Below are 22196 nucleotides of genomic sequence, written 5' to 3' on the forward strand. Positions count from 1 at the left end.
AGCCCCAGTTAAGAAGTTTTTATCTTAAAGAACGAAGTATGAAATTACGATGCATGATTGTGGATGATGAGCCGCTGGCACTGGACGTGCTGGAGACGTTCATCAATCGCCTGGATAGCCTGGAATTGGTGTGCCGCTGCCATAATGCAGTGGAAGCTTATGATTGCCTGCAGAATGAGCACATTGATTTGATATTCCTGGATATCCAGATGCCAAAACTCACGGGCATCGATTTTCTCAAGTCGCTGGCGCACCCGCCAAAAGTCATATTTACCACCGCTTACCGCGACTATGCCGTGGAGGGCTTTGAGCTGAATGTGGTGGATTACCTGCTCAAGCCAATTGCTTTTGAGCGCTTTCTGAAGGCTGTCTCAAAAGTGTCGGCAGCAGATTATCCCGCTCCGGTTGCCCCTGCTGTTTCTCCTGCATCTGTCCCAAAACCAACACATACTCCTGCTGTTACCTCCTCTGCTGATTATAAAGAAGCTTTTATCTACCTGAAAGCTGAAAAGAAAATGGTGAAGGTAATGCTATCAGACATTCTCTATATTGAAAGCTTAAAGGACTATATCCGGGTGAAGACGGAGGCGAAGGAGATTATTTCTTACCAGAAAATCAGTTTTCTGGAGGAGAAACTGCCAACCGGAAAGTTCCTGCGCATTCACCGTTCCTTTATTGTGGCGCTTGACAAGATCCAGGCATTCTCCGCCAGCGCCGTGGACATTGGCAAATCAGAAATCCCGATTGGGCGGTTTTACAAAAACGAAGTGCTGCAGATACTGAACCAGAACAACCTGCTGGAAGCTTAAACCCTTCAACACAAAAAAATGACAGACGCTGGGCTACAGTCCCAGCGAGACGACTTGCCGGTAGCCTGAAAATTCATTTCTACCGTTAGCTCCAGAGGAGCGACCTATAAGGATGTTGCAGACAGGCCGCTCCTCTGGAGCTAGAAAAAGAACAGGCTGCTTTTCCATTAACAGGTCGTCCCGCAGAGGCAAACCGCGTTACACCAGTGGAATGCCGGAACATGATTGAATTTTGGGCACCCACCTGAAAAACCTTTATCACCAAAAATGCCTGGCGCAGCAAAGTCTAGGCTGTCTCAGAGTCGCTCCAGGTTTGTGCGGGTGCGCTCGCTGTTTTCCAGGTTACCAGTGTTAACAGTAGAGGCGGGCTCAAACATCAGCACTTCTGCCTCTTCGTTGGCGACCGGCCGGTGCTCTACGCCTTTTGGCACAATCAGGAACTCTCCAGGGTTCAGTGTTACTACTTTATCGCGGAGGTGCATCTCAAACTGTCCTTTTATCACCAGGAAAAACTCATCTTCGTGCTCGTGGTGGTGCCATTCAAATGGGCCAAGAAACTTGGCGAGTTTTACCTGCTGTCCGTTTAATTCGCCGGCGATGCGCGGGTTCCAGTGGTCATTTATTTGGCTAAACTTTTCAGTTAGGTTTACTTTTTCTAGTGCTGGCTTTTCCATTTTAAGATGATATGTGTCATTCATATGAAATGTCTTTCTTTTTATTTGGACTTAGTCTAAATAGGCATTAGCTTTGTAATGTACGTAAGAAGCCACAGAAGCTACAACAGCGAAGTTAGAACAGATGAAGCAAACAGCTACCCCATTAGCCGAAATAATTACTTCCGAAGCAGGTGCCGTTTACCAGTGCGACCGCAGTAACCGTGTATTAGTACACTTTGCCGGGCAGGTAGCAGCATTGAAGATAGATGCGTTTCTACGATTGAAGCAGGCAGTGGATAGCATCGATCTGGAGGACATGGCGGCCAGCACGGCACGCTATGCTGATATTGAGGTTATTTCAGTGTACGGTTGCGATCGTTGCTATGTACTCACGTTGCCGGAACTCTATGTTTTTAAAGAACTCCTGGGGCAGGCAAAGTTTTTTATGGCGCTTAACAGCATGCTGCACGAGTGCCTGAGCACCGAGCTGGCCTCCTGACTATCCTGCAAATCAGCTTTTTGATTGTTGAGCACAGCCCTAATGCTGTGCTTTTTTAATTTAGACTATTTCCATATTTCAGTTCATTATATACAATCTGCACACAAATCTCGTAGATTAGGGATGTAAAGAGGTAACGCCGGTAAAGCGTAGGCCCATTAAACACGAACCAATTAACACCCGATACCTAATGAAGGATTTACTAAGATTAAGAACATCCCTCACAGAGGAGATTGAACAAATACTGAACGAACAGATAAAGATGGAGGCAGAAGCCTCGGCTATGTACTTGGCTATGTCGAGCTGGTGCGATAGAAATGGCTTTGATTTTAGCGCCGGCTACTTCAAAAAGCAGTCGGATGAGGAGCGTGAGCACATGCTGCGCCTGTTCAAGTATGTATCTGACATGGGCGGCCGCGCGGTTTCCCCAAGTATTTCTAGTGTGCCACTAGAGTTTGATTCTTTTAAAGGCGTTTTCGAGCAGGCGTTGCAGCAGGAAATTGCCGTGACACAGTCGTTCAACCGCATTGCCGACAGATGTCAGAAGTCAAAGGATTATGTGACGTTCACCTTCTTACAGTGGTTCCTGCAGGAGCAGATAGAAGAGGAGTATGTGGCCCGCCGCGCGCTGGAGCTATTCGAGCTGATTGGTGAGGAAGGCACAGGCCGCTACGAGATTGACAAGCGCGTGCCGAAAATTACGTATGAAACTACTTACGAAGAATAAAAGCGAAGTATATCAGCATAAAAAAGCCTTTGGAGCACATCCAAAGGCTTTTTTGTGTTCAATGCCTTTCGTTTGGGGTGGTATTTAGGATATGCTCCTGAAAAGCTACCTGTGCTTTTCCCTCATTCATTTGTGGAAGCCAGGCATTGACAGGCTGCATGCAAATGACAGGAGCATAATCGCAGCGGTCAGTGCAGTCGGTTTTTACTATCTCCACCTGTCCCTTCAGCCCGGTGTTTTTGATCATCTCCCTGAATAGCTTACCTAAATCTTTGCCGCCTTTCTTTTTGCACTTGCTGCCTGTGCACACATAAATAACTTTATCGGGGGTATTGAAATTTTTACTCATGTAGGGGTTTACGGTTTTATAAGTAGCTAACGCCTATTTCCAGAGAAATAGTTTATGGAATAACCGCAAAGTTAGTACGGCTAAATGATTTGGCTGCTAAGCTGAAGTGTTTAATACAAATGCTAAGGCAGTGAAAGCTATTCTTTATTCAAGCTGTTGCCATTAAATCTGGTACATCCCCTTGACTGGGTCCTGCTGCAGCAGTGCTGTCATCGCCTGGTACAGGTCTGGGTGGTGCTTGCTGAAATCATGCGGGCGCTCAAAAAACGACTCTGCACTGACAGCAAAAAATTCGTGCTCATCATAGCAGGCCTGTGGGCGAAGAAAGCCTTCCGGGTTATTCTGCCGTTGCTGCATTTCTTGGGCTGCCAGTATGTTCCAATGCCGGAGGTGTTCCTGGTCCAGGAAGTTATGCTCGTTGTTTTGAATAATGTTCTCCAGGTGGAGTGCGTGGGCCATTTCATGCAAGCCGAGGTTGAAGCCGTCGGTATTGTTGCGGTAGCCTGACTCAAAATCCTTCCAGGACAGCACAATGAAGCCTCGGATGTTCACCTCACCGCTGTGGTAGCGTTTGGAAATGGTGGAATAGTAGCGGTCGGGGTAAAGAAGTATCTTGCTGAAGTGAGACAGGTAAACAGGCTCCAGCCCGAACGTCAGTTGCACGGCAGCGGCGGCAACATGCACCTGCATGGCTAAGGTCACTTCAAAGTTATTGCCGCGCGCGATAAACGTTTTCAGAAGCAGGAAATTTGCGACACGCTTTTCGAACCGGCGCTTGAGGTGTTGCGGCAAGGCGGCATAGTAAGCCGGCTGCTGCCTACGTAGCTCTTTAACAGAAGGGAGAAGGCGCAGTTGTTTTACGCCGTACTGCCCCAGTTGCATCAGTCCGTAAACCAGCAGCACCATCAGAATAGCTTCAAAAGGACTTAGCTCTGCCAGTGCAAAAGGGTGCGTCCGTGCACCAAAGACCGCACCAAGGGGAGGATGCGACAAGTTTAACGCAGAAGAAAGAGAAAAGAAGCCCAAGCAGATGCATTTAATGTTACCTAAATATATATCTTTTTAAATGAAAGACGTATTCTTAGCCAGTCCTTATATTCAGTTTTGACAAGAACAGAAGAAAAAGCACCCTTGAAGCTGAGCATCATCATACCCACCTTAAATGAAGAAGCCGCTATAGGTGCGCTGTTACAGTATTTAAAGCGGCACACAAGTACGGGGACAGAAATCATTGTGGCAGACGGTGGAAGCAGTGACAAGACCTGCACTATTGTGAAGCAGAAGGAAGCCCGGTTGCTTCACTGCCGGCAGAAGGGGAGAAGTTCGCAGATGAACGAAGGAGCAGCGGCCAGTACAGGCGATATCCTTTACTTTCTGCATGCAGACACTTATCCGCCCGCTACTTTCGAGACCCACATACACAGGGCGGTGCAGCAGGGCACAGGCAGTGGTTGCTTTCGGCTGCGTTTTGATTTTCCGCACTGGTTTCTGCGGCTTAATGCCTGGTTTACCCGTTTTGATGTGGATGCCATCCGTTTCGGAGATCAGAGCCTTTTTGTAAGGCGGGATGTCTTTTCCGAGGCGGGAGGCTTTAACAAACAGCTGCTGTTATTAGAAGACCAGGAGGTGATTGGCAGGCTGAGGAAACGCGCCCCTTTTGCCGTGTTGCCCGGGCGGGTAGTTACCTCAGCCAGAAAGTACAGGGAAGTAGGCATCTACCGGCTGCAGGCAGGTTACTTTCTTATTTACGGCCTGTACAGGATGGGCGCCTCGCAGGAGCGGCTGGTGCGGGTGTATAAATGGCTGTTGGGGCAGTAAGGGTTACTGTTCTGCCAGCCAGTTAGTTGCCTCGGTCATATCATGAAAATGCTTGTTTATGCAGGAACCTGTATCGACGGATAATTGCTCTATGTTATTTATGGCCATTTGTGTGAAAACATAGCTTGTGGTTACAACAGCAACGCTCAAAAACTTGCGGTCATTGTGCCTGGCCATCTGCGGCACAATGTGATGCCCTACCCAGCGTTGGTCTTCAGGTGCTACAATGCCTAGTTTCCGGGCATCTACGAGTAATTTTCCCTTTCTCTTTTTCTCGAATGCTTCCACCAGCTTATAATGCAGGCTACGAAATTCAGCAGAAGTGCCTTTTCGCTTATAAGTTAGGATAATAGCCTGCAACCCGTCATGCTGGCCAATCTCAAAATAATCATTAGTTAAAATGGTAGAATACAGCTCCTTCACAACGGGTATATAGATTAAAGTTAATTCTGGTAATCCCGGTAAAAATATACTTTTTTAGACAACAAAAGCAACTAATAACAGTAGGTGTAGTAATTTTTGATAGAAAAAAAAGATTACTAGCTTAGAACTGTCAAAAATAACATGATGAGAAGAGCGTATCTAAACCCTTTTTCAGCAGTGCTGGCAGGCCTGCTCTTAGGAGGATGTAGTTCATCTACCACCACAGAAACCGGTGCAACGGCAGCAGCAGTAACAACTGAGATGGACATGGGGCGTGGGCTGGACCTGGCGAACCTGGACACAACAGCGAATCCTTGTGTTGATTTTTACCAGTATGCCAACGGAGGCTGGATAGCCAATAACCCGATACCGGCCTCTGAAAGCCGCTGGGGATCTTTCAATGAACTGGCAGAACGGAACAATGCAGTGCTACGTGAGCTGCTAACCGAAGCAGCCTCTAACACCACAGCTCCCAAAGGTTCTGCTACGCAGCTAGTCGGGGATTTTTATGCCGCCGGTATGGACTCGGTGGCGGCAAACCAGGCAGGAATGAGCCCTATCCAGCCCGAACTAGACAAAATTGCAGCGGCTAAATCAACAGCCCACCTGCTCAATACAGTGGCCGACCTAAAGACCAGGGGGATAAGCGGTTTCTTCAGCATGTATGTATCGCAGGACGATAAGGTAAGCACACAGTATGCGCTGCAGGCAGGGCAGGGAGGCTTGGGCCTGCCTGACAGGGATTATTACCTGAAGGATGACGAGCGTGCTAAAACCATTCGAACGGAATACCTGAAGCACCTGCAAAACATGTTTCAGTTGATGGGCAGCGATGCTACGGCAGCACAGCAGAAAGCGCGGGCCGTGATGAATATTGAAACGAAACTGGCACAGGCTTCACGATCCCGCGTAGACCTGCGCGACCCGTACGCCAACTATAACAAGATGACGGTGCAGGATTTCGCGAAACAAAACCCCAACCTTCGGGTGAGCCAGTTGCTGACAGGTATGGGGGCGCAGGCGGCAAAAGAAATCATCATCGGGCAGCCTGGCTTCTTTAAGGAACTGAACAGCATGCTGAAGAGCGTACCGCTGGAGGATTGGAAAACTTATACGCAATGGCATGTAGCCCGAACTTCCGCGCCTTACCTGAGCAACGATTTTGTGCAGGAGAACTTCAACTTCTACGGTAAAGTGCTGAGTGGGGCAAAAGAAATACAGCCACGCTGGAAGCGGGTGTTGCGTGCCACAGACAGTGCTTTGGGCGAAGCTCTTGGTCAGTTGTATGTGCAGGAAACTTTTTCGCCGGAGGCCAAGCAAAAAGCTATTGAGATGGTAGACAACCTGCAGGAAGCATTCAGGGAGCATGTGCGCGACCTGGACTGGATGAGTGAAGAGACAAAGGCGCGTGCCCTTCAGAAACTGAGTGCCTTTGCTGTGAAAATAGGCTATCCGGATGAATGGGAAGACTATGAGGGCCTCAACATCACCCGCGACTCTTATGTGGCCAATGTGATGCGCGCCAGCCAGTATGCCTTCCGTGACAATATCGGTAAAATAGGCCAGCCTATAGACCGGAAAGAGTGGTTTATGTCGCCGCCAACGGTAAACGCCTACTACAACCCGAGTATGAACGAGATTGTGTTTCCTGCCGGCATCCTGCAGCCGCCTTTCTTTGATCCAAAAGCCGACGATGCTGTGAATTATGGTGGCATGGGAGCTGTGATTGGGCATGAGTTGACTCACGGCTTTGATGACCAGGGGGCCAAGTACGATTATGAGGGCAACCTGAAAGACTGGTGGTCTGAAGCTGACCTGGAGCAGTTCAATGCCCGCGCAAATGCTGTGGCAGATCAGTTCGACCAGTATACTGTGCTGGATAACCTGCACGTAAACGGCAGGCTGACCCTGGGGGAAAACATTGCAGACATAGGCGGGTTGAATATTGCCTACACTGCCCTGCAGAAGGCGCTGGAGAAGAAAAACCCGGGTAAGATTGCCGGATTTACGCCGGAGCAGCGTTTCTTCCTTGCCTGGGCTCAAATCTGGCGTGTGAACATGCGGGATGAGGCACAGAACCAGCAGATACTGACTGACCCGCACTCCCCGGGCCGGTTCCGCACAAACGGGCCGGTTTCCAACATGCCGCAGTTCTACGAGGCCTTCGGCTGCGGCCAGGGAGATCCGATGGTGCGAAACGAAGGGAGCCGCATTAAGATTTGGTAATTACAGGTGACTTTGTTACACTAAAAAGCAAAGGCGCTGCAGGAAATCCTGCAGCGCCTTTGCTTTTTAGTGCTGTTTCCTAAAATTACTCATTCACGACTTTCACCGTGTGCTTTACAACTCGCCTGGGCCAACTGGAACCATCTACAGGCTCCTGCTCAATTTTTTCTACCACATCCATCCCTTCCACCACTTCGCCAAAAACAGTGTACTCCGTGTCAAGGCCTGGTTCCCCGCCAACCTCTAAATACGTTTGAATCTGTTCCGGCGTGTACTTCATGTCATGTGCTGCTTCAAACGCCCGTAGTTCTTCTTCTGTCACGGGTTGACCAGTTACAATATAAAAATTATGGGAAGATGACTCTTTTTCCGGGTTACGCTCGTCGCCGTAGCGGGCCATCGCCAGGGCCCCACGCTTGTGGATATACTTCGGGTTAAACTCCTGCGGAATCTTATAAGCGCCCTGGCTCATCTGCCGCTCATCTGAGTCGCCCCCCTGTATGGCAAAATCTTTTACCACGCGGTAAAACTCACCTTCATTGTAAAAACCGGCTTTGGTGAGGCGGACAAAATTAGCGCGGTGCAAAGGGGTGTCTTTATAAAGGCGCACCTTAATGTCACCGTGGCGCGTGCTGATGACCGCCAGGCTATCCTGGTGCTGTTGCTCATAGGCAGTCAGTACCTCTACTGCATTTTCTGTAGTAAGTGGTACCAGCCGCTGTTCAGAATCATCTGTTGCCCCTGTGGTTGTTCCGCTTGTGCTGTCAGAGGTCTGGTTACAGGAAACTGCGGAAAGCAGGCACCCGGCTACCAGCAGTGATCTCAGGATGGAGATAGAGAAGAATGTATGTCTCATGTCTTTCGCTTTTTGCATTGCCATTCAATATACGAAATCTTAGATAGAAGCAGCAAACATTAAATCTATATTAGCACGTTTATGGCTTGTATTTGCAACTTTCTAATATATAGAAATGCGCTATACCCCCTGTTATGCACTTCTGCGTACAACACAAACTACCATTTTTTTAATGTAAAGAGGGAGCAGTTCCCTTACCCGATTAACTATCACGTCAGCTAGTTTGAATACATGAGGGGCATAGATTTTCCGTACTACAGCCCGGTGATTGATTATATCTGTGCTAGAAGGTGTTCTAAAAAAGGTGATAAATAAATATTGCCTATATATTGAACAAATGAATTATATATCATACTTTAGGATTGCGTTACTTAAAATATTTTCAATTATGTAATTGTCACTTAACCCCTTTTTACATTTATGAAGAACAATTTACACTTCCGTAGCCTGATGCGCTCACTCATGTTTGGTGCTGCCTTTTCAGCAGCTGCATGTACCTTCACAGCATGCGATAATGAAGCAGGAGATGCTGCCGAGCCACAGGCTATGGTGCAGGCAAATGGCCAGAACGGTGCTATTATTGAAGGACAATACATTGTTGTATTTAAGAAAGACGAAACCCTGCGTATGAGTGCAGGTGCAACGTATGCACAACGTACAGATATGGTACGTGAAGTTGGCCGGGAAATTCTAACCAGCAATGGCATCCAGAGCTTTCAGATTCAGCAGGCTTACGGGCAGGCAGTGACAGGTATTGCCGTGAAGATGACAGACGCAGAAGCTGTGTTGCTGCGCAACGACCCACGGGTGGATTATGTTGAGCCAGACCGCATCGTCATGCTTGCTAAACCGGGCTCCGGTGGCGGAGGCAGTACAGGCCAGGAAGTGCCCTATGGCATTAGCCGTGTGGGCTATGCAAGTGGCGCAGGTAAAACGGCCTGGGTTATCGACACAGGCATTGATTTAGACCACCCGGACCTGAACGTTGATGTAGCCCGCAGTGTGACGATGTTCACCAGCGGAAGAGATGCCAACTCAGCTGACGATGGAAACGGACACGGCTCACATGTGGCAGGAACCATTGCAGCGAAAAACAACAGCACAGGTGTAATAGGCGTTGCCTACGATGCCACTGTGGTAGCTGTAAAAGTGCTGGACTCCCGTGGTAGCGGTTCTTACTCTGGCGTAATTGCCGGTGTGGATTATGTGGCAGCAAACGGTAAAGCAGGTGACGTGGCCAACATGAGTTTAGGCGGCCCGGTTTCCCAGGCACTCGATGATGCCGTTCTAAGTGCCGCATCTAAAGGTATTTTCTTCGCTTTGGCGGCAGGTAACGATGGCGTTGATGCAAATAATACATCCCCGGCCCGTGTAAATGGAGCAAATATTTTTACAGTGTCAGCCATGAACTCTACTGATACTTTTGCCAGTTTCTCTAACTACGGGAACCCGCCTGTAGACTTTTGTGCTCCGGGTGTGAATATTAAATCTACCTGGAAAGATGGTGCTTACAATACCATCAGTGGTACATCTATGGCAGCGCCACACGTAGCAGGTGTATTGCTGCTGACAGGCGGCAGTCCTAAGACGGATGGCTTAGTGAAAAACGACCCTGACGGAAGTGCAGACCCAATTGCACACAATTAACCTGAAAGTTTAAAGTGAAATAAATAGTAGGAAAAGGGCAATCATTTGACTGCCCTTTTTCTTTATAACAGGCAAGGTTAAAACACCTTCCGCATCACATAGTCATTCATCCAGTACGGGCCGATGGGAATGTCTTCCTGCAGGTGCACCTGGTAACCGCAGCGCTCATAGAACTGCTTTGCCTTGTTGTAGCGGTTCACGTTCAGGTCCAGTACCCTGGCTCCCTGTTGTTTCACCTCCTCTTCTGCGGCTGAAAGTAAGGCTGTCCCGAATCCTTTCCCCTGCTCACCTGGCAGCAGGTATATCTTGTTCAGTTTATAAACACCCGCCGCTCTGTCTTTTACTGAATAGGCAGCAAAGCCAACCGGTTTTTCTTCTTCAAACATCAGCAGGAAGGTTTGCCCCTCCTGCATCTGCTTCACCAGTGCCTCTTCCTGGTAAATAACCCCGAACATATAGTCCACCTGTTCCTGGCTCAGGATGCTGCTGTAGGTAGGTGCCCAGATGGCTTTAGCGAGTGAATGAATGGTGCTTATATCTGCCTCCGTAGCATGCCGTATACTATAGCTTGTGTTCATAAAGTATGGGTTGATTACCCGAAAGTTAAGCGCCAGGGGGCAGAATCCAAACCCTCTCTTACAGATGGCTGGTATAGCTGTTCCCGTTCTTATACTTTTGTGCGCATTGTTCTATTCGTTTAACAAGAGAAATTTGATGAAAGCAGTTACGTTAAAAGAAACAGGAAAACCACTCGAAATAATAAATAAAGCTAAACCACAGCCGGGTGAGGGAGAGGTGCTGGTGCAGGTAAAAGCGGCGGCTCTGAATCACCGCGATGTCTGGATTCAGCACGGGCAGTATGCCAACATCCAACTTCCTGCCCTTCCGGGTTCCGATGGAGCCGGTGTAGTGGCCGAAGCAGGAGCTGGTGTGGACGAAAGCTGGATAGGCAGGGAGGTCATCATAGATCCTTCTACAGGTTGGGGGAGCAACCCGCGTGCGCAGGGCAGGGACTTTAAGATCCTGGGCATGCCGCAGGAGGGTACCTTTGCCGAGTATGTGAAAGTGCCAGTAGGGAACCTGCATGAAAAGCCTCAGCACCTGAGCTTTGAGGAGGCTGCAGCCGTTCCACTGGCAGGGGTAACCGCCTACAGGGCCTTGTTTACGCGCTGTGATTTACAAGCGGGTGAGCGCGTGTTAGTGACCGGTGCCGGCGGCGGTGTTGCGCTTTTTGCCGTGCAGTTTGCCGTGGCGGCAGGTGCCGAAGTGTGGGTAACCTCCAGCTCAGAAGAGAAGATAGAACGCGCAAAGGCACTCGGAGCCAAAGGCGGCATCAGTTATAAAGCAGCAGACTGGGGCAGGCAGCTGAAAGAACAGGCAGAGGGAGGTTTTGATGTGATGATAGATTCTGCAGGAGGAGAAGGTTTTGCACAGCTTATCCGGATAGCTAACCCCGGTGCCCGTATTGGCAATTATGGCCGAACAGCAGGCATGATAAAAGAACTAAACCCGGCAGAGATTTTCTGGAAGCAAATCTCTATCAATGGCACCACGATGGGCACAGCACAGGATTTTGCTGACATGGTTCAGTTTATCAAAGAGAAAAAGATACAGCCTGTGGTAGACAAAATATTTTCTTTGGAGGAAGCAGAGCAGGCCTTCCGGCGCATGGACGAAGGAAAGCAATTCGGGAAAATTGTGCTGAAAGTTTAATTATTGACTGTTAATTGTTGAAGTGATAGGTTGAGCCTTCTGCAGTATCGGGCCTGCTGCCGTAGAGACACAGTATTTTGCATCACCTGCTGCTGCGGTTCCTCATGCCTCCACTGGCTTTACCTGGCGTGGGTAGTGCATTTTTAGGCAGAAGGGGAGAAAAGCAGAAAAGCATAACAAGCAAAAGCGAGCCTATTTGCTCGCTTTTGCTTGTTAAAAACTTATATCAGAACAAAATCTTCAACAATTACTGGTTCTGCTCCAGCAAATTCAGCAGGAAGGCGTACTGCAGGGCTGTTTCTTTATAGCGCTCAAAGCGGCCGGAGGCACCTCCGTGGCCTGCTGCCATGTTGGTGTGCAGCAGCAACATGTTGTCATCTGTTTTCATCTCCCGAAGCTTGGCTACCCACTTGGCTGGCTCCCAGTACTGCACCTGAGAGTCGTGGAGGCCGGTGGTTACGAGCATGTTCGGGTATTCCTTGGCTTCCACATTGTCGTAAGGCGAGTAAGACAGCATATAGTCATAATACTTCTTATCGGCCGGGTTGCCCCACTCGTCAAATTCACCCGTTGTCAGCGGAATACTGGTATCCAGCATGGTGGTGACAACATCTACAAAAGGCACCGCTGCCAGCACACCTTTGAACAGCTCCGGGCGCATGTTCACCACGGCACCCATCAACAGGCCCCCGGCACTGCCGCCCTGAGCAAAAAGCTTGTCAGGGTTGGTGTACCGCTGCTCTATCAGGAACTCGGCGGCATCTATAAAGTCGGTGAAGGTATTTTTCTTCTTCAGCAGCTTACCGTTCTCATACCACTGGCGGCCCATTTCCTGGCCTCCGCGGATGTGGGCGATGGCGTATACAAAGCCCCTGTCGAGTAAGCTGAGGCGAACGGAACTGAAGCTGGGGTTGGTACTGATGCCATAGGAACCATAGGCATACAGCAGTATCGGATTATTGCCGTCCAGCTGCAGCCCCTTCCGGTATACCAGCGACACCGGAATTTTTGTACCGTCATCGGCAGTGGCATAAATGCGCTTCGCCTCATAATTCTCCGGGTTAAAGTCTCCTACTACTTCCTGCCGCTTCAGTAACTCGCGCTCTTTTGTCTCCATGTTGTACTCGTAAGTGGAGCTTGGCGTAGTGAGTGAGCTGTATTCGTAGCGCAGTTCTTTGCTGTCGAAGTCAGGGTTAATGCCGATGTAGGCGGTGTAAGCTTCCTCACCAAAATCAATGTAGTAATCGGTCTTCGGGTCGTTCCACTTCATCACGCGTATCTGTGAGAGCCCGTTTTTTCGTTCCTGCAGCGTCAGGTAGTCCTTGAAAATTTCGATGCCCTCCAACAGCACATCCTCACGATGCGGTACCACTTCTTTCCAGTTGGCCTTGCCAGGCTTGCTCACCGGCGTCTGCATCAGCTTAAAGTTGGTGGCGCCGTCCTTGTTGGTTACCATGTAAAACTTGTCGCCAAAGTGGTCCACGCTGTACTCCAGCCCCCGCTCGCGCGGCTGTATCACTTTGAAAGTGCCATTCGGCTTGTCCGCACCCAGGTAGCGGTACTCGTTCGAAACAGTGCTGCCGCTCCCGATGATTATGTAGTCCTCTGATTTAGTCTTGTAGACGAAGGTGCTGAAGGTCTCGTCTGCCTCGTGGTACACTTCTTTATCCTGTGAGGTAGGAGTGCCGAGCGTGTGCTTGAAAATCTTGAAGGAACGCAGCGCCGGGTCCTTCATGGTGTAGAACACGGTTTTATTGTCGTTGCCCCAGACAGCGCCGCCGGTAGTGTTCGCGATGGCGTCTGGTAAGAGCTTTCCTGTGTTCAGGTCTTTGAAGCGGATGGTGTACTTTCGGCGGCTTACAGTGTCTTCGCCAAAGGCAAGAAACTGGTTGTTCGGGCTCACGTTCATGCCGGCAGCGGAATAATAGCTTTGGCCTTCGGCGCGCTCGTTTGCGTTCACCATCACTTCCTCCGGTGCCTCCAGTGTGCCTTTTTTGCGGGCATATATCGGGTATTCTTTTCCTTCTTCGTAGCGGGTGTAGTACCAGTAACCATCATCTTTGTATGGCACTGACTCATCTTTCTGCTTAATGCGGCCCACTATCTCTTTATAAAGCTTTTCCTGGAGCGCTTCCGTATGCGCCAGTCTTTGCTGGGTGTATTCGTTTTCGGCGTTAAGATAAGCAATCACCTCCGGGTCTTCGCGCTGGTTCATCCAGTAATAATTATCGATGCGCGTATCGCCATGGATAGTAAGTTCTTTGGGTACTTTTTTAGCCACAGGCGGCTGAGGTGTCTGCATGGTTGTTTGTGTGGTAGTTGTATTGGCAACAGCCTGTTCCGTTGTGGTGGCGCTACTGCTGGTGTTGCTGGAGGAGCAGCCGGTACCAACTGCAAGGCAAGCGGTGAGCAACGTGGCTGAGGCGGCCACTTTCGGTTTAAAGCTTTTCATAGTTCTTTATTTATGGCTTTTAATAGATGCTGCTGCTTAAAGCTGGCTGCATTTCACAGCTAAAATTAGGAAAAATGAGGGGGAAACAAAACAGTTGATATGTTATGCATGCCGATGAAAATTTTTTAATTTAACGCATCACCTAAACCTACATCAACAGATTAACACTGACAGCAAAATGGCAACACAAGCAGAATTTGAGAACGCAGTAGAAAAATCAAAAACGTTAACAGAGCGCCCGAGCAACAACGTGCTGCTACAGTTGTACGGCTTATACAAGCAAGCGACAGACGGAGACGTGAACACTGAGCGTCCCGGCGGCTTCGACTTCAAGAATATTGCCAAGTGGGATGCCTGGAAACAGCAGGAAGGAAAAAGCCAGGAGGAGGCACGGGAGGAGTATGTGCAGTTAGTAAACAAACTGGCTGCAAAATAAGCCTACCACTTCTACGGATGGAGAAGAGGGTGCCTATCCAAGACACCCTCTTTTTATTTAGCTTTCCAGCGGTGGCCGCAGTTATGGCATACAAACTTAAGGCTCCGGAAAGGCACCGGAAAACCAAGCAGCAGGTAACTCAGGGAAAACACAGTCTTGCTATACTTCTCCTCACTTACATCGTCAGAACTGCAGTTCGGGCAGATTCTGGCCGGCGTATGCTCCTGCATGGGCGGGGCCAGTTCCAGGTCATCGTTGTACAGGTACTCCGAAGTGCCGCCATGTATTTTGGCCATGATAGCCTGGGCCTCTTCCGCGTCCTGCGCTGTCACTTTCAGCTTTACGCCTCCCACAGCCACTGAGTAAAATGGCTGTGCCCCCACAATATGCTCATCACCCAAAAAGCAGAGAATACCCTCTGCCTCTAAGCGCCCTTTCACAATATGAGCTTCCGTTACATCATTAAAAGTGGCAATGGTTACGAAGCGCTCAGCCATTGAAGAGTGCGTTTAAAAGATTACTGTTTTTTTGGGGGCAGGTCGAATGCCTCAGCCTCATGCTCAAAATGGCCTTTATGGGAGGCATCGCAAAACGGTTTGTTCTTAGACAGGCCACAGCGGCAGATCGATACCAGTTCGCGACCGCCAAGGCCGTACGTGTTGCCGTTCTTATCAACAATTTCAAAGTCGCCCTCTACCCGGAGAGAGCCATTGTTGTTTACAGTGATTTTCGTTTTTGCCATAGTTAATTTTTTTTGATTAATAACAAATATACATAAATATGCGGACTTGCCTTTATCCAGTCATGTTGCCCGTGCTGATGAAGTAATTATATAGCTGTGACAGGAGAGGGTTTTCTTTTGCAGCGAAGCCTGTTTAATTTAGGCTGGCGTTCTGGGCAATGCTCAGCAGTTCATCCCCGGCATCAATATTGTGCCGCAGCTCTTCCTTGAAGTTAATGGAAAGGCGCAGGGCTTTCAGCCCAGGCACGCCCGGAAGTTCTTCTACATCCAGGTACTCCACTTCCTTGTGTATATAATTCTCTGACTGCAGGAACTCAATGTAGCGCTGGTACTCCTGTACTTCTTTCTGTTGGGTGTACACAATGGCTATTTTCCCTGGCTGCGTCAGGCGCTCTTCGCTGTCGCGCACAGTTGCCTTGTCTATCCGCTTCTTGATAATCTCGTACCTTATGTTATTGGCTCCATCCACGTCAAACTTTTTCTCGTCCATCCTGAAGCGAATGGAGATAGGGTCGCTGTGTACGAGTATCAGCTGCGTAATCTCCAGTGGCAGTTTCAGGTTTGCCCGAAGCTTATGCACACGCCTGGCAATCTCGCAAGTGAGCATCAACTGCCAGAGGCGCATGTTTTTGAGGTAAATCGGCTGGTAGTCGCCCTTGTTCAGCAGCGAGGCACCAATGTAGATGTTATACTCCAGACCATCTGTTTTATACTTTTCAAAATAATGCGGGAAAATCTGCTGCACTTTCTCTTCTTCCCGATCCAGAAAAGTAGAAATGGTCTCGTTTATCATGAAGAGGCTCTCTTCATAAGCCCGTCGCTTGTTGTAAACCACTTTATAAGGATTGCTGATGGCAGACCGGTATGCCTCTACCGCCGGGCGCGCAGCAGGCTGCTTCCGCACGAAGTGGTCAAAGAGGGGCTCGATTTCAGTTCGCAGAAACTCCAGTACCAGTACTTCATCACCAGAGCCCAGCTCACTGAGGATATCCTGCGAGTACTTGTCCATTTTATACACCAGTTCATCCAGAATGGAGAGCGGCAGGCTGTCTTTTACAGCCAGTATTACCTCTTTAGCCAGCACCAGTTGGTCTACGAGGTCGCCTTGAATGGCTTTGTTGCGTTCGGTGGCAGAGCCCCGGATGTCAGAGGAGCCGTAGAGCGGGTATATATCCCGGAACACGATAGGCTCAATCTCAGAGCTCACATTACGTTCCATTTTATCGAGCAGGTTGACTGCGGCCTTTGTGAAGCGCCATTCCACAACAGGGTGTATAGCAGTATATTTTTCCTTGATAATGCTTTGAATATTGCTGCGTAACTCTTCCAGGCTGCGGTTGATGGCGAGGGCAAACAGGGGCAACAGCTCTTTCAGCTTGATGGTGGAAAGGGCATTAAGCTCTCCAGGTATAGGCGAGGCCAGTTCCATCAGGCCGATAGTTTTGCCATCATACTCCAGCGGTGCTATAATCAGGTTCCGGATTCCGGATTCCATTAACTTCTTTTCTACCCGGGTTGGGTTTGGGAAAACATTCAGGTCTTCCACCACAATGGTATTCCCTCTCTTTAGTACCGGTTCATAGATTGAGTTTTGCAAGTCTGAGAGTACGATATCACAGTCCTGTGTCAGGATGAGGCCGTTCCAGATTCTGCGGGCGTAGGTAGTGTCGAATTCCTCCAAGGCAGGGCAGGAGGCAAAGCCAAGCTTTATGCCGGGCAGGCCAAACAGAATGCGCAACTTCTGTTGCAGGTTCAGAAAGCCTTCCGTAGTGCTCACGGAGCCTCTGTCCAGCAGGTCGAAGCGCAACGTGGAAATAGTTTCCTCGTTGGTGACTTCTGTAAAGTCATACACGGCAAAGCCTGAAAACTCGAAGTTCTCTGGCGGGAGTTTCATCATCCAGAGGTCAAGGTCATTGTAGCGGTTAATCAGGAAGTTGATTTCCTGGGTTTTCAGTTTTTTTATTTTCCCTGTTGCCTTCACCTCCATAAACTTCAAATCAATGCTGAGTTTATAGTGGCGTGGTAAGCCCGTAAACTTATCTTTTACAGTGAAGATAAAGGGCACGTCAATATTAAAGTTGGCGTTATAGAATTTTTCGAGAATAAGGGTATAAGCGGACAGGGTAAGGCGGAAAAGCAGTGTCTTCAGGTCCAGGTTCAGCTTTTCAGTATAATTGTCGCCTTCCAGAAGCTTTAGCTCCTCTAGCTTTGGCGTGGCGTAAAAACTTTGAAAGCGGAAAGGGACAACCGCTGCCATCAGCTCCTTTTCCCAGAGTGCGCTTGGAAAAACATCCTCCATGAGGATGTCAACGGTTTCTACATATTTCTCTATAATCTGAGGGTCCTCTATCGGGCCGGCCAGTTCAGGGGTGTTGCGCAGCAGGTCTGCCAGCTCGCGCACGCGTGCAGCGTTGCAGCTGGGATCATTTTGCTCTTTGTTTTCCCAATACGTAATCAGCGGCGACAGACTAAGCGTTGTCCTGAACGGAAATTCGTTCACACTCAGAAAAATGTCGTCCTGGTTCGATATAGATACAACAGTTTCGTGGAAGCTGCCTTTATTATATTTGGATCTACTCATAATTCACGTATTGCGTCGTGGCGGAGAGGGTACAATAATGCGCTTCACTTTGCCACTCGTGCATAATAACGCAGTTTCTCTCCAAAAGATAATTCAATAACCCTTCTGCTTGTGTAAAGTTTGTGTAAGTTTCTTCCGATACTGTATGGATAAGTGTGGGAGTATAGATGTTTCGTATCTTTGTGGCATAATTTTTACGGTTAAACGCTGTTATAGTTTAAGCCAAAAGAGAACTTACCTATGAAGAAAATCATGAAATGGATGCTGACGCTTGTGTTGGCAACAGCGACACTCGGAATTGCCCAGGCACAATCGCAACTGGAGCAGGACCTGGCCAACCTCCGTTCCTGGATGCAACGCAGATCAAGCCAGGCTGATAGCACTATTCGCAATGAGTGGCCAAATGTAAAACAGGAGTATAAGAGCCTCACCCAGAGCCTTAACCGCAACTCGCAAAATCTTTCCGAGGAGTCTAGGGAAGAGTATAACGACATAAAGCAGCGCTACAAGAGCTGGGAAGAACGCAACGAAAGTGTATCTGTAGACCTGAACGGCAAGGAACTGGAGCGTTGGGAAAAGGAACTGGCCGGTACAGCCAATATCAGCCGCATGAAGCCAGCTAAAATGCGCGATGCCTATATCAGGCTTCTGGAGAAAACGCGTAGCCAGCGGCGCAACTGGAGTCTCCGCGATTGGGAGTATGCCGAATTTGTGCTTGGGGAGCTAAACAGCCGAAAGGCAGAGGTACAGAGCCAACTCAGCAACAGCGATAAAATAAAGATTGCTGCTCTTCAGGTAGAATTTACATCCCTAAAAAGGAGCCGTGAAGCCAAAGATGCCTACGAGAACATGCGCGAAAGTAAGCGGTAGTGCTTTAAAGCAGTGCAATAAACGCAAAAGCCTGGCAGCATATGTAGCTGCCAGGCTTTTGCGTTTATGATGGTTGTACTTTTAGATAGCATTCTGCCCTTTTGTGCCACCAGACTGGTCTTCACCGGAGTTGCGGCCCTGGTTCGGGCTCTTGTCTTTTTGCTGATCGCTCAGGCTGCGGTTTTGTTTCTGGTCGTCCGGATGCTTTGCCTTTGGGTTTGACTGTTTGTGTGCGTCCTGGTTATGTCCTTTTGTCATAGCTTTCAAATTTAAGTTAATACCTTTTAAATAAATGTACGGGCCCTTGCCTGTGGGGTTAAGGCGAAGGTGACAATCAGGTGCGGAATGTTGATAACCTCGTGGGGAACTTATCTAAAACGGGCCCGTTGCGTCTGCTGAAAAAGCCTTAATTTTGCTTCCCATTTTTACTAAAACCACAGATTACGATGCATATTGCAATAGTTGGCAACATTGGTGCCGGCAAAACCACTTTAGCTACAAAACTTTCCCAGCACTTTAAATGGGATTTATACCTGGAGGCAGTTGATAACAACCCTTACCTGAAGGATTTTTACGAAGACATGGAGCGCTGGGCCTTCCACCTGCAGGTGTTTTTCCTGAACAGCCGCTTTAACCAGGTGCAGCAGATACAGGCGAAAGATAACGATGTGATTCAGGATCGTACTATTTATGAGGATGCCTACATCTTCGCTAAAAACCTGCACCAGTCGGGCCTGATGAGCACCCGCGACTACGAAAACTACTTTTCGCTGTTCCAGTCCATGATCAGCATGGTAAAAGCACCAGACCTTATGATATACCTGAAGGCTGACCTGCCCAAACTGATTGGCCAGATAGAGAAGCGCAACCGCGACTATGAGAGCAGCATCAGCATTAACTACCTCCGCAACCTGAACGAGCACTATAACACCTGGATGAGCAGTTATGACCAGGGTAAGAAGTTAGTAATTGATGTGAACAACTTGGATTTTGTAGCGAATCCCGAAGATTTAGGTTCTATCATTGAGAAAATTCAGCGCGAACTGTTTGGCTTATTTTAAGCCTTAGGGGTGTGCAAAATTATTTAAGAGGAGGGAAGGGCGGCGGCTCTTCCCTCCTCTTGTTTCAGGGGAGCTAATGCTTCTGTAGCTTATACTTTTACGCCCGCGCCGGTGCTGTTTGCAGGTTTGGCACCACCTCAAATTTTACTATCTTCAGCATCAGAATAAAACTATAAACACTCTATGAAACCACAATATATACTTTTTGCTTCGGCCCTGGCGACGGCCACTTTTGGCTGCACGAGCACAACCACAGACACCGGAGAAACCACCGAGGCCGTGCAGGCTGGCAACGAGCTGCAGCAGAAACTGGACATGTATACTACCGTGCGCCTGACCGCCGACTTAGTCAGCCTGAGTGCAAAGGAAAAGCAGATGATTCCGTTGCTGATAGATGCAGCTGATATCATGAACAAACTTTTCTGGTACGAAGCCTACGGAAAACAGGACTCGTTGCTGGCTGCGCTGGATAATGAGGAGGCCAGACGTTTTGTAAAAATAAACTATGGACCCTGGGACCGCCTGAACAATAATGAGCCTTTTATAGCTGGAGTGGGACCAAAGCCAGAAGGTGCCAATTTTTACCCACAGGATATAACGAAGGAGGAGTTTGAACAGGCTAACCTGCCAGACAAAGCTAGCCAGTACACTTTCCTGCGCCGCGATGCAAACGGTAAACTGATCACCGTGCCTTACCATGTGCAGTTCAAGGGGGAGGTGCAGCGTGCTGCAGACCTGCTGAGGCAGGCTGCTAACCTGGCTGAGGATGCCGGCCTGAAAAAGTACCTGAACCTGCGGGCAGAAGCACTCCTGACAGACAATTACCAGCCAAGCGACCTGGCTTGGATGGATATGAAAGACAACAGGATTGATGTGGTAATAGGGCCTATTGAAACTTATGAAGACAAGCTGTTTGGCTATAAAGCAGCACACGAGGCCTATGTGCTGGTGAAGGACATGGACTGGAGCGGGCGACATGCCAAATATGCGGCTTTCCTGCCGGAACTGCAGCGGGGCCTGCCAGTGCCGGCGCAGTACAAGCAGGAAACCCCCGGTACCGACTCTGACCTGAATGCCTACGATGTGGTGTACTATGCCGGCGACAGCAATGCAGGCAGCAAGACTATTGCCATCAACCTGCCGAACGATGAGGAGGTGCAGCTGAAAAAAGGAACCCGGCGCCTGCAACTTAAAAATGCCATGCGTGCCAAATTCGATAAGATCATGGAGCCGATTACGGATGAGTTGATTGTGGCAGATCAGCAGCAGCACGTTACGTTCGATGCCTTCTTTGCCAACACCATGTTTCATGAGGTGGCGCATGGGCTTGGCATTAAAAACACTGTGAATGGGAGAGGCACTGTGCGTGAGGCTTTGAAAGAACACGCCTCTGCACTGGAAGAAGGAAAAGCAGACATTCTTGGCCTATACATGATTACGCAGCTACACGAGAAGGGGGAGATAGAGGGCAGCCTGGAGGATTACTACACCACCTTCCTGGCCGGTATTTTTCGTTCTGTGCGGTTTGGGGCGGCCAGTGCCCACGGTAAGGCCAATATGGTTCGCTTTAACTTTTTCCAAGAGAACGGGGCTTTTGAGCGCGATGAGCAGACAGGCAAGTACCGTGTAAATTATGTGAAGATGCGGGAGGCAATGAACAAGCTGTCGGAGAAAATACTGACGCTTCAGGGCAATGGAGATTATGCCGGGGTAGGTGAGCTTCTGGACAAACAAGGACAGGTGAGCGCACAGCTACAGGCTGATCTGGCAAGGTTAGGAGAAGCAAACATACCAGTTGATATTGTGTTTAAGCAGGGTACAGATGTGCTTAGTCTGAAGTAGGCTTTTCCACATACTGTAGAATCAGCCTGTAGACTCAAGAAAGCTGCCGAAAAATTGGCCATTTTCTTAAAACCTCTTTAAATGTTAGCAAACCGGCTATACCCTTTTGGTGTAGCCGGTTTATTTTTTAGGGAAGATGTTGCTGTGGCTTGTGTTATTGGCTTGATTTTCAAATTGTTAATAACCTAATGTTTATGTTAAGAGTATGTTACTCTTGGCAATAAATTGTAAATCAATATTTTAATTTAAAAACTAACCATGAAAAGCTTTTATGACTTTAACAGAAACAATCCAGAAGAGCGGATGGAACAGTACCAGCTATTTCCTGAAATGGCTCTTTTTCATATAGCGCTACGTGAAGAAATGGGCGACGAAGAATACCAGGCATTTTATCAGGCAGAAAAAGAGTCTTTCAAAAAAATGGCGCCAATGTATCACCAGCGTAACCGTGTATGGGCAACTGCATAAGCAAAAATACCGAAACAAAGT

Annotated in this window: 23 protein-coding genes; 12 read left to right on the forward strand and 11 right to left on the reverse strand. The window is 48.8% G+C overall.

Annotated features, from left to right (window positions below; translation table 11 throughout):
- Positions 1-38: 38 nt before the first annotated feature.
- Entirely contained in the window at positions 39-809 is a 771-nt protein-coding gene (locus tag ACYVB1_RS11875; RefSeq protein ID WP_460923817.1) for a LytR/AlgR family response regulator transcription factor, read from the forward strand.
- Between the two features lie 296 nt (positions 810-1105).
- Here ACYVB1_RS11875 and ACYVB1_RS11880 read toward each other — a convergent pair whose 3' ends face one another.
- Entirely contained in the window at positions 1106-1507 is a 402-nt protein-coding gene (locus ACYVB1_RS11880) for a cupin domain-containing protein (RefSeq protein ID WP_460923818.1), read from the reverse strand.
- 100 nt (positions 1508-1607) lie between these two features.
- Between ACYVB1_RS11880 and ACYVB1_RS11885 the strand changes: the two genes are divergently transcribed.
- Together ACYVB1_RS11885 and ACYVB1_RS11890 are read left to right on the forward strand one after the other, a co-directional pair.
- On the forward strand, positions 1608-1964 hold the full coding sequence (locus tag ACYVB1_RS11885; protein ID WP_460923819.1) for a hypothetical protein: 357 nt from the start codon (positions 1608-1610) through the stop codon (positions 1962-1964).
- A gap of 190 nt (positions 1965-2154) precedes the next feature.
- Positions 2155-2691 (forward strand): ferritin, encoded by a 537-nt coding sequence (locus tag ACYVB1_RS11890; protein ID WP_460923820.1) that lies wholly within the window; start codon positions 2155-2157, stop codon positions 2689-2691.
- Between the two features lie 58 nt (positions 2692-2749).
- On the opposite strand, the gene ACYVB1_RS11895 is transcribed toward ACYVB1_RS11890, so the two are convergent.
- Positions 2750-3040, reverse strand: coding sequence for a (2Fe-2S) ferredoxin domain-containing protein (locus ACYVB1_RS11895; RefSeq protein WP_460923821.1), 291 nt, complete (start codon positions 3038-3040; stop codon positions 2750-2752).
- Positions 3041-3202: 162 nt separating this feature from the next.
- Entirely contained in the window at positions 3203-4033 is an 831-nt protein-coding gene (locus ACYVB1_RS11900; protein ID WP_460923823.1) for a zinc-dependent peptidase, read from the reverse strand.
- A 111-nt stretch (positions 4034-4144) separates the two neighbouring features.
- Here ACYVB1_RS11900 and ACYVB1_RS11905 point away from each other — a divergent pair, with 111 nt between their 5' ends.
- Complete coding sequence (locus tag ACYVB1_RS11905) at positions 4145-4858, forward strand: TIGR04283 family arsenosugar biosynthesis glycosyltransferase (protein ID WP_460923825.1); 714 nt, start codon at positions 4145-4147, stop codon at positions 4856-4858.
- A 3-nt stretch (positions 4859-4861) separates the two neighbouring features.
- On the opposite strand, the gene ACYVB1_RS11910 is transcribed toward ACYVB1_RS11905, so the two are convergent.
- On the reverse strand, positions 4862-5281 hold the full coding sequence (locus tag ACYVB1_RS11910) for a hypothetical protein (protein WP_460923826.1): 420 nt from the start codon (positions 5279-5281) through the stop codon (positions 4862-4864).
- Between the two features lie 141 nt (positions 5282-5422).
- Here ACYVB1_RS11910 and ACYVB1_RS11915 point away from each other — a divergent pair, with 141 nt between their 5' ends.
- Positions 5423-7507: a M13 family metallopeptidase gene (locus ACYVB1_RS11915; protein ID WP_460923827.1), complete on the forward strand. Its 2085-nt coding sequence runs from the start codon at positions 5423-5425 to the stop codon at positions 7505-7507.
- 85 nt (positions 7508-7592) lie between these two features.
- On the opposite strand, the gene ACYVB1_RS11920 is transcribed toward ACYVB1_RS11915, so the two are convergent.
- Positions 7593-8363 carry a peptidylprolyl isomerase gene (locus ACYVB1_RS11920; RefSeq protein ID WP_460923828.1) on the reverse strand — a complete coding sequence of 257 codons (771 nt, stop codon included), beginning with the start codon at positions 8361-8363 and terminating at the stop codon, positions 7593-7595.
- Positions 8364-8783: 420 nt separating this feature from the next.
- Between ACYVB1_RS11920 and ACYVB1_RS11925 the strand changes: the two genes are divergently transcribed.
- The gene (locus tag ACYVB1_RS11925; protein ID WP_460923830.1) at positions 8784-10010 is read left to right on the forward strand and encodes a S8 family peptidase; all 1227 of its coding nucleotides are present in this window, start codon (positions 8784-8786) and stop codon (positions 10008-10010) included.
- A 77-nt stretch (positions 10011-10087) separates the two neighbouring features.
- Here ACYVB1_RS11925 and ACYVB1_RS11930 read toward each other — a convergent pair whose 3' ends face one another.
- Positions 10088-10588, reverse strand: coding sequence for a GNAT family N-acetyltransferase (locus ACYVB1_RS11930; protein ID WP_460923831.1), 501 nt, complete (start codon positions 10586-10588; stop codon positions 10088-10090).
- Positions 10589-10724: 136 nt separating this feature from the next.
- On the opposite strand from ACYVB1_RS11930, the gene ACYVB1_RS11935 reads away from it, so the two are divergent.
- Positions 10725-11723, forward strand: coding sequence for a quinone oxidoreductase family protein (locus ACYVB1_RS11935; RefSeq protein ID WP_460923832.1), 999 nt, complete (start codon positions 10725-10727; stop codon positions 11721-11723).
- Between the two features lie 247 nt (positions 11724-11970).
- Here ACYVB1_RS11935 and ACYVB1_RS11940 read toward each other — a convergent pair whose 3' ends face one another.
- Complete coding sequence (locus ACYVB1_RS11940; RefSeq protein ID WP_460923834.1) at positions 11971-14175, reverse strand: S9 family peptidase; 2205 nt, start codon at positions 14173-14175, stop codon at positions 11971-11973.
- Between the two features lie 178 nt (positions 14176-14353).
- Here ACYVB1_RS11940 and ACYVB1_RS11945 point away from each other — a divergent pair, with 178 nt between their 5' ends.
- Positions 14354-14611: an acyl-CoA-binding protein gene (locus tag ACYVB1_RS11945; RefSeq protein WP_460923836.1), complete on the forward strand. Its 258-nt coding sequence runs from the start codon at positions 14354-14356 to the stop codon at positions 14609-14611.
- A 53-nt stretch (positions 14612-14664) separates the two neighbouring features.
- Here the strand turns inward: ACYVB1_RS11945 and ACYVB1_RS11950 are convergent, their stop codons facing one another.
- From ACYVB1_RS11950 to ACYVB1_RS11960, 3 genes are all read right to left on the reverse strand, one after another.
- Entirely contained in the window at positions 14665-15108 is a 444-nt protein-coding gene (locus tag ACYVB1_RS11950) for a putative signal transducing protein (protein ID WP_460923838.1), read from the reverse strand.
- Positions 15109-15128: 20 nt separating this feature from the next.
- On the reverse strand, positions 15129-15353 hold the full coding sequence (locus tag ACYVB1_RS11955) for a CDGSH iron-sulfur domain-containing protein (RefSeq protein WP_115567266.1): 225 nt from the start codon (positions 15351-15353) through the stop codon (positions 15129-15131).
- Positions 15354-15486: 133 nt separating this feature from the next.
- Entirely contained in the window at positions 15487-17934 is a 2448-nt protein-coding gene (locus ACYVB1_RS11960) for a GAF domain-containing protein (protein ID WP_460923840.1), read from the reverse strand.
- A gap of 240 nt (positions 17935-18174) precedes the next feature.
- On the opposite strand from ACYVB1_RS11960, the gene ACYVB1_RS11965 reads away from it, so the two are divergent.
- Positions 18175-18804, forward strand: a complete 630-nt coding sequence (locus ACYVB1_RS11965; protein WP_460923842.1) for a hypothetical protein — start codon at positions 18175-18177, stop codon at positions 18802-18804.
- Between the two features lie 81 nt (positions 18805-18885).
- Here ACYVB1_RS11965 and ACYVB1_RS11970 read toward each other — a convergent pair whose 3' ends face one another.
- Positions 18886-19062, reverse strand: a complete 177-nt coding sequence (locus ACYVB1_RS11970; RefSeq protein WP_460923843.1) for a hypothetical protein — start codon at positions 19060-19062, stop codon at positions 18886-18888.
- Between the two features lie 188 nt (positions 19063-19250).
- Between ACYVB1_RS11970 and ACYVB1_RS11975 the strand changes: the two genes are divergently transcribed.
- The 3 genes from ACYVB1_RS11975 to ACYVB1_RS11985 all read left to right on the forward strand — a co-directional run bounded on the left by ACYVB1_RS11975 (position 19251) and on the right by ACYVB1_RS11985 (position 22175).
- Complete coding sequence (locus tag ACYVB1_RS11975; RefSeq protein ID WP_460923845.1) at positions 19251-19865, forward strand: deoxynucleoside kinase; 615 nt, start codon at positions 19251-19253, stop codon at positions 19863-19865.
- 183 nt (positions 19866-20048) lie between these two features.
- The gene (locus tag ACYVB1_RS11980; protein ID WP_460923847.1) at positions 20049-21707 is read left to right on the forward strand and encodes a dipeptidyl-peptidase 3 family protein; all 1659 of its coding nucleotides are present in this window, start codon (positions 20049-20051) and stop codon (positions 21705-21707) included.
- A 258-nt stretch (positions 21708-21965) separates the two neighbouring features.
- Complete coding sequence (locus ACYVB1_RS11985; RefSeq protein WP_460923848.1) at positions 21966-22175, forward strand: hypothetical protein; 210 nt, start codon at positions 21966-21968, stop codon at positions 22173-22175.
- The last annotated feature ends 21 nt before the right edge of the window (positions 22176-22196 follow it).

Source organism: Pontibacter brevis (assembly GCF_054779655.1).

Coding starts and splice junctions, on each gene's coding strand:
- ACYVB1_RS11885 (WP_460923819.1), top strand. CDS start 1,608: ATGAAGCAAACAGCTACCCCATTAGCCGAAATAATTACTTCCGAAGCA.
- ACYVB1_RS11940 (WP_460923834.1), bottom strand. CDS start 14,175: ATGAAAAGCTTTAAACCGAAAGTGGCCGCCTCAGCCACGTTGCTCACC.
- ACYVB1_RS11985 (WP_460923848.1), top strand. CDS start 21,966: ATGAAAAGCTTTTATGACTTTAACAGAAACAATCCAGAAGAGCGGATG.
- ACYVB1_RS11950 (WP_460923838.1), bottom strand. CDS start 15,108: ATGGCTGAGCGCTTCGTAACCATTGCCACTTTTAATGATGTAACGGAA.
- ACYVB1_RS11970 (WP_460923843.1), bottom strand. CDS start 19,062: ATGACAAAAGGACATAACCAGGACGCACACAAACAGTCAAACCCAAAG.
- ACYVB1_RS11890 (WP_460923820.1), top strand. CDS start 2,155: ATGAAGGATTTACTAAGATTAAGAACATCCCTCACAGAGGAGATTGAA.
- ACYVB1_RS11935 (WP_460923832.1), top strand. CDS start 10,725: ATGAAAGCAGTTACGTTAAAAGAAACAGGAAAACCACTCGAAATAATA.
- ACYVB1_RS11980 (WP_460923847.1), top strand. CDS start 20,049: ATGAAACCACAATATATACTTTTTGCTTCGGCCCTGGCGACGGCCACT.
- ACYVB1_RS11925 (WP_460923830.1), top strand. CDS start 8,784: ATGAAGAACAATTTACACTTCCGTAGCCTGATGCGCTCACTCATGTTT.
- ACYVB1_RS11915 (WP_460923827.1), top strand. CDS start 5,423: ATGATGAGAAGAGCGTATCTAAACCCTTTTTCAGCAGTGCTGGCAGGC.
- ACYVB1_RS11895 (WP_460923821.1), bottom strand. CDS start 3,040: ATGAGTAAAAATTTCAATACCCCCGATAAAGTTATTTATGTGTGCACA.
- ACYVB1_RS11875 (WP_460923817.1), top strand. CDS start 39: ATGAAATTACGATGCATGATTGTGGATGATGAGCCGCTGGCACTGGAC.
- ACYVB1_RS11920 (WP_460923828.1), bottom strand. CDS start 8,363: ATGAGACATACATTCTTCTCTATCTCCATCCTGAGATCACTGCTGGTA.
- ACYVB1_RS11960 (WP_460923840.1), bottom strand. CDS start 17,934: ATGAGTAGATCCAAATATAATAAAGGCAGCTTCCACGAAACTGTTGTA.
- ACYVB1_RS11930 (WP_460923831.1), bottom strand. CDS start 10,588: ATGAACACAAGCTATAGTATACGGCATGCTACGGAGGCAGATATAAGC.
- ACYVB1_RS11945 (WP_460923836.1), top strand. CDS start 14,354: ATGGCAACACAAGCAGAATTTGAGAACGCAGTAGAAAAATCAAAAACG.
- ACYVB1_RS11955 (WP_115567266.1), bottom strand. CDS start 15,353: ATGGCAAAAACGAAAATCACTGTAAACAACAATGGCTCTCTCCGGGTA.
- ACYVB1_RS11975 (WP_460923845.1), top strand. CDS start 19,251: ATGCATATTGCAATAGTTGGCAACATTGGTGCCGGCAAAACCACTTTA.
- ACYVB1_RS11965 (WP_460923842.1), top strand. CDS start 18,175: ATGAAGAAAATCATGAAATGGATGCTGACGCTTGTGTTGGCAACAGCG.
- ACYVB1_RS11880 (WP_460923818.1), bottom strand. CDS start 1,507: ATGAATGACACATATCATCTTAAAATGGAAAAGCCAGCACTAGAAAAA.